The 13,878-nt window shown below is 68.2% G+C and carries 12 protein-coding genes; 7 read left to right on the top strand and 5 right to left on the bottom strand.

Annotation, left to right across the window (positions count from 1 at the left end):
* Positions 1–27 precede the first annotated feature (27 nt).
* From pcaB to CJ177_RS38345, 4 genes are read left to right on the top strand one after another with little or no spacing between them, the layout of a single operon-like run.
* Positions 28–1,380: a 3-carboxy-cis,cis-muconate cycloisomerase gene (gene pcaB, locus CJ177_RS38330; RefSeq protein WP_095870197.1), complete on the top strand. Its 1,353-nt coding sequence runs from the start codon at positions 28–30 to the stop codon at positions 1,378–1,380.
* Positions 1,377–2,579 carry a 3-oxoadipate enol-lactonase gene (pcaD, locus tag CJ177_RS38335; RefSeq protein WP_061045320.1) on the top strand — a complete coding sequence of 401 codons (1,203 nt, stop codon included), beginning with the start codon at positions 1,377–1,379 and terminating at the stop codon, positions 2,577–2,579. Before pcaB ends, pcaD begins: the two co-directional genes overlap by 4 nt.
* The gene (locus CJ177_RS38340) at positions 2,576–3,373 is read left to right on the top strand and encodes an IclR family transcriptional regulator (protein WP_061045321.1); all 798 of its coding nucleotides are present in this window, start codon (positions 2,576–2,578) and stop codon (positions 3,371–3,373) included. The genes pcaD and CJ177_RS38340 overlap by 4 nt, the downstream gene beginning before the upstream one ends.
* A 36-nt stretch (positions 3,374–3,409) precedes the next feature.
* The gene (locus CJ177_RS38345; protein ID WP_005248121.1) at positions 3,410–4,621 is read left to right on the top strand and encodes an acetyl-CoA C-acetyltransferase; all 1,212 of its coding nucleotides are present in this window, start codon (positions 3,410–3,412) and stop codon (positions 4,619–4,621) included.
* Positions 4,622–4,660: 39 nt separating this feature from the next.
* Here the strand turns inward: CJ177_RS38345 and hutH are convergent, their stop codons facing one another.
* The 3 genes from hutH to CJ177_RS38360 are packed head-to-tail and all read right to left on the bottom strand — an operon-like array spanning position 4,661 to position 8,834.
* On the bottom strand, positions 4,661–6,247 hold the full coding sequence (gene hutH / locus CJ177_RS38350; RefSeq protein WP_095870198.1) for a histidine ammonia-lyase: 1,587 nt from the start codon (positions 6,245–6,247) through the stop codon (positions 4,661–4,663).
* Positions 6,244–7,452: an amidohydrolase gene (locus CJ177_RS38355; protein WP_082764712.1), complete on the bottom strand. Its 1,209-nt coding sequence runs from the start codon at positions 7,450–7,452 to the stop codon at positions 6,244–6,246. The genes hutH and CJ177_RS38355 overlap by 4 nt, the downstream gene beginning before the upstream one ends.
* Positions 7,449–8,834, bottom strand: coding sequence for an MFS transporter (locus CJ177_RS38360; RefSeq protein WP_179443390.1), 1,386 nt, complete (start codon positions 8,832–8,834; stop codon positions 7,449–7,451). Before CJ177_RS38360 ends, CJ177_RS38355 begins: the two co-directional genes overlap by 4 nt.
* A gap of 142 nt (positions 8,835–8,976) precedes the next feature.
* Between CJ177_RS38360 and CJ177_RS38365 the strand changes: the two genes are divergently transcribed.
* Positions 8,977–9,996, top strand: a complete 1,020-nt coding sequence (locus tag CJ177_RS38365; protein WP_179443391.1) for an Lrp/AsnC family transcriptional regulator — start codon at positions 8,977–8,979, stop codon at positions 9,994–9,996.
* 32 nt (positions 9,997–10,028) lie between these two features.
* Here CJ177_RS38365 and CJ177_RS38370 read toward each other — a convergent pair whose 3' ends face one another.
* A complete protein-coding gene (locus CJ177_RS38370) occupies positions 10,029–10,520 on the bottom strand; it encodes a metallophosphoesterase (RefSeq protein ID WP_095870234.1) in 492 nt (163 codons plus the stop codon).
* Between the two features lie 118 nt (positions 10,521–10,638).
* Complete coding sequence (locus CJ177_RS38375) at positions 10,639–11,553, bottom strand: shikimate dehydrogenase (RefSeq protein ID WP_025432953.1); 915 nt, start codon at positions 11,551–11,553, stop codon at positions 10,639–10,641.
* A gap of 110 nt (positions 11,554–11,663) precedes the next feature.
* Between CJ177_RS38375 and CJ177_RS38380 the strand changes: the two genes are divergently transcribed.
* Positions 11,664–12,341 (top strand): TetR family transcriptional regulator, encoded by a 678-nt coding sequence (locus CJ177_RS38380; protein WP_061697174.1) that lies wholly within the window; start codon positions 11,664–11,666, stop codon positions 12,339–12,341.
* A gap of 122 nt (positions 12,342–12,463) precedes the next feature.
* Positions 12,464–13,864, top strand: coding sequence for an MFS transporter (locus tag CJ177_RS38385; RefSeq protein WP_005248135.1), 1,401 nt, complete (start codon positions 12,464–12,466; stop codon positions 13,862–13,864).
* Positions 13,865–13,878: the final 14 nt, after the last annotated feature.

Genomic DNA, 13,878 nt, shown 5'->3' on the forward strand with positions numbered 1-13,878 from the left:
CGGTCACAACCCAGAAAGGTGTCGCGCGTGAACTCTCCGGAACCTTCCCGGGGTGCCCTGTTCGATCCGACGTTCGGTGCCGGCGAGTTGTCGGCACTGCTCTCGGACCGGGCGTGGGTCACCGCGATGGTCGAGGTCGAGGCCGCACTGGCCCGGGCGGAGGCGAAATGCGACGTCATCCCCGCCGCGTCCGCCGACGCCGTCTCGTCGGTGTTCGCGCGCGTCGTCGCCGGGGGCTCCATGAATGTGGGTGCCCTCGGCGAGGCGGCCGCGGCGGGGGGTAATCCGGTGATCCCGCTGGTGAAACTGCTCCGCGGCGAGGTCGCGGCCGCCGACCTCGGAGTGCCCGGAAGCCACGTGCACAAGGGCGCCACGAGTCAGGACATTCTCGACACCGCCCTGATGCTGCTCTGCCGCCGGTCGGGTGCGCACATCCTGGCGTCCCTCGACGAGGCGGTGCTCTGCGCCGAGGCGCTCGCACGGGCCCAGCGCGACACCCCGATCGCCGGCCGCACACTCGGCCAGCAGGCCCTCCCCACCACGTTCGGCGTGCTCGCCGCCGGGTGGATGACGGCGTTGCACAGGGCTTCTCGCGCGCTGTTCGACGCACTGGACGGCCTGCCCGTGCAACTGGGAGGTGCGGCCGGCACGTCCGCTGCGCTCTACCCGCACGGCCTCGACGTCGCCGACGTGCTCGCCGACGAGCTCGGGCTCGCACGTCAGGACGTGCCCTGGCACACCGATCGCACCCGCATCGCACTGCTCGCGTCGGCGCTCGGAACGGCCGCGGGCGCGGTGTCCAAGATCGCCACCGACATCGTGTTCCTGTCGTCCACCGAGGTCGGCGAGGTCAGCGAAGGGTCACCCGGCGGTTCGTCGGCCATGCCGCACAAGCGCAATCCGGTCGCCGCGATCGCGGCCCGCGCCGCGGCACGCCGCACCCCGGGACTCGTCGCGACGATCCTCGGCTCGATGGATCACGAGCAGCAGCGCGCCGCGGGTGCCTGGCACGCCGAGTGGGAAACGCTCACTGACCTGCTGCGCCTCACCGGCGGAGCCGTCGCGCGCATCGCCGACTCGCTCGGCGGACTGAACGTTCACCCCGATGCGATGGCCCGCAACCTCGACATCACCGGCGGCCTGCTCCTCACGGAACGAGTCACCGGCGCCCTGTCCGCCCGCACCGACAACGCGCGCGACCTCGTCACCGCCGCGTGCGAGACCGGACACCCTCTCGACGAGGATCCGGGGCTCCTCGAATACCTGCAGGCGGACGAGATCCGCGCCCTGCTCGACCCCGCCGGATACCTCGGCCACGCCCACGACATCGTCGACCGCGCACTGGAGACAGTGGCCCGCGGCCGGGAAGGAACGCGATGACAGTCGCACTCGCACACGAAATCTCCGGACCCCGAAACGGCGCGGCGGACGCCCCCGTCGTGGTCCTGCTCGGATCGCTCGGTTCCAACCGGTCCATGTGGGACCCGCAGATCGCGGCTCTGTCCGACGAATGCCGGGTCGTCGCCGTCGATCAGCGCGGCCACGGCGAGTCGCCGGCCCCGGACGGCCCGTACTCCGTTCGCGACCTGTCCGAGGACGTCCTCGCCCTGCTCGACTCGCTCGGAGTCGACGCCGCCCACTTCGTCGGTCTGTCCATGGGCGGGGCGATCGCCCAATGGCTCGGCGCGCACACTCCGCGCCGGGTGCTGTCGCTGTCGCTGCTGTGCACCGCCGCGAAATTCGGTGAACCGCAGGCTTGGATCGAGCGCGCCGCGGCATCGCGCACCGACGGTCCGGAGTCGCTTGCGGATGCCGTTGTCGCCCGGTGGTTCAGCGAAGGGCTCGCCAAGCGCGATCCGGAATTCGTCCGGCACTACCGCGAAATGATCGCGTCGACGTCCCCCGAGGGATACGCCGCGTGCTGCGACGCCCTCGCGGACTGGGATTCCACCGCCGACCTGTCCCGCATCAGCGCACCGACGCTGGTGATCGCGGGCGAGGAGGATCCGTCCACCCCGCCGTCGGTCATGCAGATCCTCGCGGACGGCATCACCGGTGCCCGGTTCGAGGTGCTCTCCCCCGCCGCCCACGTCGCGAACCTCGAGCAGGCAGGCGCCGTCACGGCGCTGCTGCGCGAACACATCGCCGGCGGCGGGTACGCGCGCGGACGTCGCGCCGCGCACGCGCAGGGAATGTCGGTGCGCCGCTCGGTTCTCGGCGACGCGCACGTGGACCGCTCCGTGGCGGGAACCACCGACTTCACGGCACCGTTCCAGGACTTCATCACCCGCACCGCGTGGGGCGACATCTGGTCGCGCCCCGGGCTGGACCACGAGTTGCGGCGGCTGCTCACGATCGCAGTCCTCACCGCGGTCGGCAACGAGCACGAACTAGACATGCACATCCGCGCCGCCCTCCGCGCGGGTGTCGACGCCGACACCATCGGCGAGGTGCTCCTCCACACCTCCGTCTACGCCGGAGTGCCCAACAGCAATCTCGGGTTCGCACTCGGTAAACAGGCCCTCGCCGACCTGTCCTCCACCGACACCGGGGCCACGGAGGAGAATTCGCAGACATGACCGCTACCGAACCGACGGAAAAGATCCTCCCGTCCCCCGACTACGTGCAGTCGCTGGCCCGGGGCCTCGCCGTGATCCGCTGCTTCGACAACCGGAATCAGCGGCGCACGCTCAGTGACGTCGCCCGCGCCACCGACCTGACCCGCGCCACCGCACGCCGATTTCTGCTCACCCTCGTCGAGCTCGGCTACGTGGCCACGGACGGTTCCGCGTTCTGGCTCACCCCGCGGGTGCTCGAACTCGGATACAGCTACCTGTCGAGCCTGTCGCTGCCGGAGGTCGCGCAGCCGCACCTCGAGAGGCTGAGCCACAAGGTCCACGAGTCGTCGTCGGTGTCGATCCTCGACGGTGCCGACATCGTCTACGTCGCCCGTGTGCCCGTCAGCCGGATCATGACGGTGGGCATCACCATCGGCACCCGCCTCCCCGCGTACGCCACCTCGATGGGCCGGGTCCTGCTGGCGGGACTGCCCGACGACGAACTCGACGCGTACCTCGAAAAGCTCGACATCGAGCGGCTCACCGAACGCACGATCACGGCCCGCGACGACCTGAAGGCTGCGATTCTCGCGGTCCGCGCGGACGGAATCTGCGTTCTCGACCAGGAACTCGAGGCAGGCCTGCGGTCGATGGCCGCCCCGATCCGCAACGCCTCCGGGCTGACCGTCGCCGCGGTGAACATCTCCACTCCCGCCGCGCGCTACAGCCTCGAGGATCTGCATTCCGATCTCATCCCGTCGTTGCGGGTCACCGCAACCGACATCGAACAGGACCTCGCCACCGTCAATCGCTGACGCAGTGCCCGAGGAATCTTCATGAAAGGTCTTTCCATGCGTGACGTCGTAATCTGCGAGCCCCTGCGAACGCCGGTCGGGCGCTTCGGCGGAGTGTTCAAGGACATCACCCCTCAGAGCCTCGCGGCCACCGTCATCACGGCGCTCGTCGAACGCACCGGCATCGAGGGCGGCCAGATCGACGACGTCATCCTGGGCCAGGCGTCCCCGGGCGGGGAAGCCCCGGCCATCGGCCGGATCGCGGCCCTCGACGCCGGACTCGGCATCGACGTCCCCGGCATGCAGGTGGATCGCCGCTGCGGATCCGGTCTGCAAGCCGTCATCACCGCCGTGCTGCAGGTGGCGTCCGGCGGCAACGACCTCGTCCTCGCCGGCGGCGCCGAATCCATGAGCCAGGCCGAGTTCTACACCAACCCGAACATCCGCTGGGGCGTCAAGGGCGAAGGGGTGCAACTCGCGGACCGGCTCGCCCGCGCCCGCGTCACCGCCGGCGGCGCGAACTTCCCCGTGCCCGGCGGCATGATCGAGACCGCCGAGAACCTGCGCGCCGAGTTCGACATCAGCCGGGAGGACCAGGACGCGCTCGCCGTGCAGTCGCACCAGCGTGCCGTCGCCGCACAGGAATCGGGACGCTTCGCCGAGGAGATCGTCGGAGTGACGGTGCCGCAACGCAAGTCGGACCCGCTCGTCGTCGACAAGGACGAACACCCGCGCGCCGACACCACGGTGGAGTCGCTGTCGAAGCTCCGCGCCATCCGCTCCAAGATCGACTCCGCCTCCACCGTCACCGCCGGCAACGCCAGTGGGCAGAACGACGGCGCCGCCGTGTGCATCGTGACGACCGCCGAGAAGGCGAAGGAACTCGGGCTGAAGCCTCTCGCCCGCATGGCGTCCTGGGCCGTGGCCGGCGTCCCGCCGCGCACCATGGGCATCGGCCCGGTGCCCGCCACGGAGAAGGCCCTCGGTCAGCTCGGACTGTCGATGTCCGACATGGGAGTCATCGAACTGAACGAGGCCTTCGCCGCACAGACCCTCGCCGTCCTCCGCAGCTGGGACCTCGACCCCACCGACGAACGCCTCAACCCCAACGGATCCGGCATCTCCCTCGGACACCCCGTCGGTGCCACCGGCGGACGCATTCTCGCCACCCTCCTGCGGGAGATGGACCGTCGCGAATCCCGATACGGGCTCGAGACCATGTGCATCGGCGGCGGTCAGGGACTGGCTGCGGTGTTCGAGCGGGTCTGATCCAGAAACGCGGGTCTGACGCAGAAACGCGGATTGTCGTCAGGCCAGCGCACCCACGACACCCTCAGCGGTCTCGACCAGCGCGCCGGAGGCCGCGAGGGTGACCGCGGCCTCGATCTCCGGCGCGAGGTGACGATCTGTCCCCGGTCCGGGAACATGCTCACGGATCGTGTCCCGCACCGCACCCGTCGCGGGCGACGGCGCCAGCGGGGCACGCAGGTCCAGCGCACGAGCAGCCGTCAACGCCTCGATCGCCAGGACCCGGGTCAGTCCGTCGACCGCCCGGCGCAGCTTCCGGGCCGCCGACCACCCCATCGACACGTGATCCTCCTGCATCGCCGACGACGGAATCGAATCCACACTCGCCGGCGCCGCCAGCCGCTTCAGCTCCGAGACGATCGCCGCCTGGGTGTACTGGGCGATCATGTGGCCGCTGTCCACCCCCGGATCGTCGGCCAGGAACGGCGGCAGCCCGTGATTGCGGGCGACGTCGAGGAAGCGGTCGGTGCGGCGCTCGCTCATGCTCGCCACGTCCGCGACGACGATCGCCAGGAAGTCCAGCACGTACCCGACCGGCGCCCCGTGAAAATTACCGTTCGACTCCACCCGCCCGTCCAGCGTGACCACCGGATTGTCGATGGCGCTCGCCAGTTCCCACGACGCCACCCGCTCGGCGTGCGCGAGCGTGTCCCGCGCCGCCCCGGCCACCTGCGGTGCGCACCGCAACGAGTAGGCGTCCTGCACCACCGTGCAGCTGGGATCGGCGTGGCTCTGCACGATCTCCGAGCCGGTGAGCAACCGGACCATGTTCGCGGCGGCGCGGGCCTGTCCGGGGTGCGGCCGCAGCGCCTGCAGGTCCGGGGCGAACACCTTGTCGGTGCCGAGCAGCCCCTCCACGCTCATCGCCGCCGTCACGTCTGCGAGCGACAGCAGCCGACGTAGGTCGTGGCACGCCAGCACCAGCATGCCGAGCATGCCGTCGGTGCCGTTGATCAGGGCCAGCCCCTCCTTCTCCTCGAGGACGACCGGTGCGAGACCGGCGGCGGACAGCGCCTTCGCGGCCGGCATCGATTCGCCGTCCGCGTCCCGCACCGTGCCCTCACCGATCACCGCGAGCGCGACGTGCGCCAGCGGCGCCAGATCGCCGGAGCACCCGAGGCTGCCGTACTCGTGGACCACCGGAGTAATCCCCGCCGACAGGAGCGACGCGTAGACCTGCGCGACCTCCGGCCGCGCGCCGGTCCTGCCGGTGGCCAGGGTCGACAGCCGCAGCAGCATCAGAGCACGCACGACCTCGCGTTCCACCTCGGGACCGTTTCCGGCGGCATGCGAGCGCACCAGACTGCGCTGCAGCTGCGTCCGCAGCGCAGAGGGTATGTGCCGGGTGGCGAGGGCCCCGAAACCCGTCGAGATCCCGTACACGGGCTTCGGATCCTCGGCCAGCGCCTCGATGCGCCGCCGTGACTCGCTCATCGCAAGGAGCGCGTCTTCGGACAGCGTCACGGCAGCGCCTCGGCGAGCAACACTGAGCACCTGCTCCGGTGTGACAGCTCCGACGCCGACTACGACGGTCTCCTCGGCTCGTGCACAGTCGTCTCCATGACGCGCAACGGTATCGACGCTCATACTTTTTCTTCCCTTCGGAGGTGTGGATTCTGGACTCGGTCGAGCAGTCGTGTGCGCTGATCTCGATCGAGGGCGAGTTCCGCCCCGACCGCTGCCATCGCCATTGCCCCGTCCAGTACCGCTTCGTCGGCGGACGGGGACGTGCCGTGCAATGCGAACTCGGCCGTATGGTGTGCGGCATCACCGACGTCGTACCCGATGGTCGGGTGGATGGCGGGTAGCACGTGGGAGATGTTTCCCATATCCGTCGACGCGATGTGGTCGCCTGCCCGGGACAGGGCGGTCCGGCCGCGGGTGCCGATCGCCCGGGAGTATGCGCGGGTCATGAAATCGTCCTGCCGCAGTTCCGCGAAGTCCTCGCCGCAGGGTGTGATGCTGACGTCCGTGCCCGTTGCGAGGGCACCGGCTTCGAGACACGCTCGCACTCTCGCCTGCACCTGCCGGAGCTTGGTCGTCGATGTCGCTCGAATCTCCACTGCCACCCGAGCATTCGACGGAATCACGTTGCAGGCGTGCCCACCGTCGGTGACGATGATCGATACGACGAGGCCGGGCTCGAGTTGCTGACGCAGGAGTCCTACGGCGTTGTACGCCACTGCCACCGCGTCGAGCGCGTTGGCGCCCAGCCACGGGGCGGTCGCGGCGTGCGAGGACCTACCCACATATTCGGCCGTCCACTGGCTCATCGCCAGGGAGGATCCGCCCACCTCGTCTCGCCCGCCCGCGTGCACCATCATGGCGGCGGCGACATCATCGAATACGCCGGCTCGCAGCAGGATGGCCTTCCCGCCGCCCGCTTCCTCAGCAGGGGTTCCCACGAGCTTGACCCGGACATCCAGGGAGTCCGCCACCTCCGCCAACGCGATTGCCGCACCCACCGCGGCGGCGCAGTTGACGTTGTGCCCACACGCATGGCCGATCTCGGGAAGCGCGTCGTATTCGGCGCAGAAGCCGATGGTGAGAGCGCCGGTACCCTTGGTCGCGACGAAGGCCGTCGCCAGGCCCCCGACCCCTTTCGCCGTCTCGAACCCGGCACCCTCCGCGAGGTCGATGATCTTGGATACCGATCGATGTTCCTCGAACGCCAGTTCCGGCTCGTGATGGAGGCTGTGGCTCAGGGTGATCAGTGCGCTCGACCAGGTCTCCACAGAGGACTCGATCTTCGCCGCAACATCGGCTGGGACGAGCGTCCTTCGGTCCGTCATGAGAGGTCAGCTCCCTTGCGGTAGCACAGTCCGAGGCCGGCCCCCACGAGTGCGACCGCTGCACACACGCACCACAACCACACGTAGGACTGCAACGTGACGCCCGCGGAAGTGCTGGTCGCGGACAGGATTGCGCCGACAGTGGCCGCTCCGATCGCCGCACCCATCGAGAGCGCGAGTTCGTTGATCCCCGCCGCCATGGCGGTCTCGCGGTCGGGTACCGATTCGACGCACAGTGCGCGCGTCGAGGCCTGATAGCCGCCGAAACCGATGCCGAGTAGAGCGATTGCGGCGAGATACTGGGGCGCCGTCGAATGCCAGAGGAGCACACTGCCGAACGAGGCTGCGATCAGGACGCCCGAAAGGGCAAGTGTCTGCCGTTCGCCGAGCCTGCGAAGCATTGTCGCTGTGGAGAGCGAACTTGCGAGCGCGAATACGTTGAGCGCCAGTGCGACGAGCGCAATCGAACGCGGCCCGTAAGAAAGGCCGAATCCGCTGTCGTCGGGTGAGGACCCGAGAAAGACCGCGTTCGCACCGAAGAAGCCGATCGTCGAGAAGGCCAGACAGAAGGTGACCCCGGAGACGACAGCCACAGGCGGGTGGACGAGCATGCGGACATCCACCATCGGACACTTCGAGACCGAGTCGACGCCGATCCATGCGGCGAGACCGACGACACCCAGAGACATCGATCCGATCGTTTCTCCTGATGTCCATCCCCAGTCCGCACCGAGCGACAGCGCGGCCACCACGCCGGCGAGACCGAGCGAGAGCAGGGCGAAGGACAGGATCGGAATGCGGCCGCCCGACCGTGGAGCACCATCGGGGATGAGGAAGCCGGCGATCACCGCCAGGACCGCGACCGGTACCGCGACCCACAGCCCGAGTGTCGCCGACCGCTCGCTGAGCGAGCCCGAGACGACACCGCCGATGCCGACCGCCGCGGTGAGGACGCCGACCAATAGGCCGACTCCTGTGCGGCGACTCGCCGGCGCCTGGTGTCGCAGGATCCCGATCAGGAGCGGCATGAAGCCCACGACCGCACCCTGGAGAACGACACCGACCGAGATCGTCAGCACGCTCGGCGAGATCGCCATGATCAGTGACCCGGCAGCGACGAGGGCAATGGAGAGGCGGAGAAAACGGCGGTATCCGAACGAGTCGCCCAGTTTGGCGAGTAGCGGTGTCCAGATTGCGAACGCCAACTGAGACAGCAGATAGATCCTGGTCTGTCCGGATGCCGTGATCTGCAGGCTGTCGCCGAGTGAAGGCAGCAGTGGTGTGAGATAGCCCTGCGTGACGCCGCTGAGCAACTCGACGGTGGCCATCGAGCCCAGTAGTGCCCCTACCGGGAGCCGTCTGGCCCTCAGGTCCTCACCCACAACCGATATTGTTCGCATCATCGACCTCGACTTCGCTGTGCCTGGTTGTTCCAGGTTGCGCACCCGCGCTGCGACAACTCTCGGTGGCCCACCTCACTAATCTGGAAAGATGACCGGTTTCTCACAGAAGAGGACCTGCAGAATGCCGGATGTAACGCCAGAGGTAGCAACCGAGCTCGATCTCGCCATCACCGATGCCCTCCAGCTGAACCCGCGGGTCGATTGGGCAGAGCTGGCTCAGACCCTCGGGCACACACCGAAGACCCTCGCGAGAAGGTGGAAGCTACTGACCGAACGCGGTTCCGCGTGGGTTGCGGTGGTTCCCGGCCCGGCATTCGTTCGCCAGGGATGTGCCACATTCCTGGCCGTCCAGTGCAGACCTCAGGCGAAACGCGACGTAGTCCGGGCACTCGTCGGCGAATCTGCTGTGGCGACCGTGTCCAGCACGACCGGCGCTGCGGACTTCCTTCTCGACGTGTTCGTTCCCGGCATCGCAGATCTCGCTCGGCTTCTCGACGACCGGATCGAACGAATCGACGGAATCACCGCGGTGACATCGATGGTCGCGCTGACCACCTACCGGGAGGGTTCGCGGTGGCGGGTCCAAGCGCTGGACCTGGAACAGTCCACTCGCCTGGTGCCGCCGACCCCCTCCACCCGTCGGACACCGCTTTCCTCACTCGACGACCTGGACCGGGCTCTGCTTCAAGCCCTGGCGACGGACGGCCGGCAATCCTGGACCGATCTCGCCGCTCGGTGCGGGACGACCGGACCGACCGCGCGCCGCCGAGTCGAGAGAATGACGGACTCGGGTCGTGTCGCCCTGCGGTGCGAGGGAGCCCCCGAACTTCTCGGGCCCATCGTGCCGACGACTTTCATGATGACCGTTCCGCCCGGTGAGCTGAACACAGCGGGAAACCTGTTGGGCCGCATGCCCAGATGTCGTGTCGTCGAGGCCGTCACAGGAACGTCGACGATCGTCGCCACCATGTGGTTTCGCGCGGCTGCCGAGATCGCGCCGTTCGAGGCCGCACTGACCCGCGAACTCCCGTCGCTCGTGATCACCGACAGGTTCATCACCCTGCACACGCACAAGAGGGGCGGACACGTCCTCGACCCCCTCGGCCGGACCACCGGCACGATCCCGCTGACGGCCTACTGAAGGGCGCCCGAACAACCGTCACGTCGGGCAGGTCACAACCGGTGCAATTCGACGTCGCCGAGTTCCCCGTCGCGGGCGGTGGCGGTCATGTACGTGCAGTGCGGCTGCCGCCGTCGATCGGTCGGTGATCCAGGGTTCAGCAGTCGCAGACCGGATTCGGTCGTGGTGTCCCAGGGAATGTGGCTGTGCCCGAAGATCAGGACGTCGGTGTCCGGGTAGGCCGCCGACATCCGTTTCTCCCTGCCGGCGGAGGCCCCGGTCTCGTGCACGACGGTGATGCGCACCCCGGCCAGGGTCACGTCCGCCCGCTCGGGCATCAGGGCGCGCAGTTCGTCGCCGTCGTTGTTGCCCCAGCACGCCACGAGCCGCGCCGATCGCGCCTGCAACGCCTCGAACGTGGGGAGATCGACCCAGTCGCCGGCGTGGATCACCACGTCGGCGCGGTCGACCTCGTCCCACACCCGAGCCGGTAGGTCGCGCGCCCGTTTCGGGACATGGGTGTCGGCCAGCAGCAATAACCTCACGGTCACAGTCTGCGCGAATCCGCACCCTTTCTCTGCATCCGCACCCGTTTTCGCGTGCGAAAAGTGGTGCGGGTGCAGAAATAGGGTGCGGGTGCAGAAGTGGGTGGGAGTAAGCGCTTTACGCGCCCGCGAGCGCGGCGGCGTCCTCTGCCTGCAACAGCAGACCCATGTGCTCACGCATCCGCTGGGCGTCCGGCTCGAGGCCGGTGAAGATCCGGAAGGAGTCGACGGCCTGTCCGATGGTCATGCCGATTCCGCTGAGGGTCCGGGCGCCGATCTCGCGGGCGCGGGCGAGGAGTTCGGTTTCGGCGGGACGGTAGACGACGTCCGCGACCCACAGGTCGGGGCGCAGCAGTGCGGCGTCGAGTGCCATGCCGGGGTGGGCCGCCATGCCGATCGGCGTCGCGTGGATGAGGCCCTGGGCCGCACCGACCGCTGCGGGAACGGCGGAGAGGTCGCCGGCGGCGATCTCCCGGTCCGGGAACAGTTCGGCGAGCGAGTCGCGCAGATCCTTCGAGCGCGCGGCATCGGCGTCGATGATCGTGAAGTGACCGACACCCCGGGTCAGCGCGGCGTAGGCGACGGCCGCGCCGGCGCCACCGGCCCCGAGTTGCACGACGCGGTTCATGGGCGCCCCTTCGAGACCCTCGTCCATGTTCCGCGCGAATCCGGACCAGTCGGTGTTGTGGCCGATCAGGCGCCCGCCGTCGATGTGGACCGTGTTGACCGCGCCGAGCTTGCGGGCGTCGTCGGACAGGTCGTCGAGCAGCGGAATGACGGCCTGCTTGCAGGGGTGCGTGATGTTGAGCCCGTTGAACCCGAGGAGCTTGGCGGCCGCGAGAAGCTGCGGCAGTCCCTCGACGCCCATGCCCAGCGTGTCGAGGTCGAGGATCCGGTACACGTATCCGACGCCCTGCGCGCGACCCTCGGCCTCGTGGAGCGGCGGGGTCAGCGATTTCGAGATCCCGGTGCCGATCAGACCGCACAGGTACGACGGGCGAGCGGTGGGGGCATCGAGGTCACGAGAGGTCATGGCGGTCACTTCCGGGAGAGGGCTGGGAGCTAATTAACTATCTAGTGAGTTATGTCACGGTAGCATACCTCCATACCGCGCGGAAGACAGCACAGGCAGGAGTTACACCGATGACACGAAGCGAGACGACGGGCGCGACCTCCGAGGTGGAGACGGTCAAACGGACCCGTAACCCCGAGAAGACCCGGGAGAACATCCTGCGGGTGGCGATGACGGAATTCGCCGACAAGGGGCTGACCGGCGCCCGCATCGACGAGATCGCGGCGAAGACCGCCACCACGAAGCGGATGCTCTACTACTACTTCGGCGACAAGGAGGGGCTGTACCGGGCAGTCCTGCAGCGCGCCTACGAGGAGATCCGCTACGAGGAGTCCCAGCTCGACGTCGACCACCTCGAGCCGACCGAGGCGATCCGCGCGCTCGCCGAGCTGACCTTCGACCATCACGAGGCTCACCCGGACTTCATCCGTCTCGTCGCGATCGAGAACACGAATCGGGGCGCCAACCTCGTCCAGGCCGAGGGCCTCCCCGAGACGCAGGCTCCGGCGATTCGCACGCTCGAGCGGATCCTCCAGCGCGGACAGGACGCGGGCATCTTCCGCACCGACACGACGGCGCTCGACATCCACATGCTCATCAGCTCGTACTGCGTCTTCCGGGTGGCGAATCGGTACACGTTCAAGGCTCTGTTCGACTGGGATCTGACCGGCGCGGAGAACCGCCCCCACCTGCGCGCAATGATCGGCGACGTCGTCCTGGCCTACCTGCAGCAGCCCGGGAAAGTATGAACTAACTATTTCGACCATTATTGACTCGAGGCTGTGACCTGGGTTACCTTGCTTCTACGACCTACGAACACCTGCTCTTCCGAGCCGCCAGTGTTCACATTCCTCGCTCCCCAGGAGTATCGATGACCATCGACTACGGCACCGGCGTCTCCGGTCGAAACGGTGACGGCAAAGGCCGCTCCTCCGTCGACCCCAACGCTGATCCCACCAATGCGAAGAAGGCCGCGAAGGCCGCCTTCTTCGGCAGCCTGCTCGAGTACTACGACTTCTACATCTTCGCCTCGGCTGCTGCGCTGGTGTTCCCGCACGTGTTCTTCGAGGGATCGAAGAATCCGCTGCTGCTGTCGCTGGCCACCTTCGGCATCTCCTACGTCGCGCGTCCGATCGGCGCCGTGTTCGTCGGACACTTCGGCGACCGGGCCGGGCGCAAGAAGGTGATGATGTTCTGCCTGGTGCTCATGGGTGTCGTCACGTTCCTGATCGGCTGTCTGCCGTCGTCCGAGCAGGCCGGGATGGTCGGTCCGGTGCTGCTGGTGTTCCTGCGTATCTGCCAGGGCGTCTCCGCGGCCGGCGAACAGTCGGGTGCGGGCTCACTCACCCTCGAGCATTCCCCCGCCCACCGTCGCGGCTTCTTCTGCAGCTGGACGCTCACCGGCACTCAGGCCGGCTTCATCGTCGCGAGCCTCGCGTTCATCCCTGTCGCGGCGCTGCCCGACGAAGATCTCTACAGCTGGGGCTGGCGTGTCCCGTTCTGGTGCAGCCTCCTCGTCCTCGTCGTCGCCTACATCGTGCGTCGCAAGCTCGAAGAGCCCGAGATCTTCATCGCCAACAAGGAAGCGCTGGACGAGACGCCCGCCCCGCTGCCCGTCGTCGACCTCTTCCGCACGCACTGGCGTGACGTTCTCCGTGTGGTCTTCTGCGCCTTCATCGCCGTCGTCAGCACCGTGTTCTCCGTGTTCGGCCTCGCCTACGCCACCACCCCCGAGATCGGCATGAGCCGCACCACCATGCTGTGGGTCGCGATCGCCGCCAACGCGGTGGCCCTGGTCTCGCAGCCGCTGTTCGGCATGCTGTCCGACCGGATCGGCCGCAAGCCGGTGTTCATCGGTGGCGCCATCGGTTCGGCCGCCGGAATCTTCCTCTACTTCGCCGCGATCGGCACCGGCAACGTGGCCATGATCTTCCTCGCGGGCATCCTGCTGATGGGCGGCGTCTACGCCGGGACCAACGCCATCTGGCCCGCGTTCTACGCCGAGATGTTCTCGTCGCGGGTTCGCTACTCCGGAATGGCGATCGGCACGCAGCTCGGTTTCGCCCTCGCCGGATTCGCTCCGACCATCGCCCAGGCACTGCGCGGCGCCGACCCCAAGAACTGGGTGCCGGTGGCGATCTTCACCGCCGTCTGCGCACTGATCGCCGCGGCCTCCGCCTCCACGGCCAAGGAGAACTCCCGCACTCCGCTGCTCGACCTCGACAAGGAGGACGTCGCGCTCACGAAGGCGAAGGCGAACGCAAAGGTCTGATCCACTCGGAAACG

This window comes from Rhodococcus sp. ACPA1 (assembly GCF_002300195.1).
In the GTDB taxonomy this organism is placed as follows: Bacteria; Actinomycetota; Actinomycetes; order Mycobacteriales; family Mycobacteriaceae; genus Rhodococcus_F; species Rhodococcus_F opacus.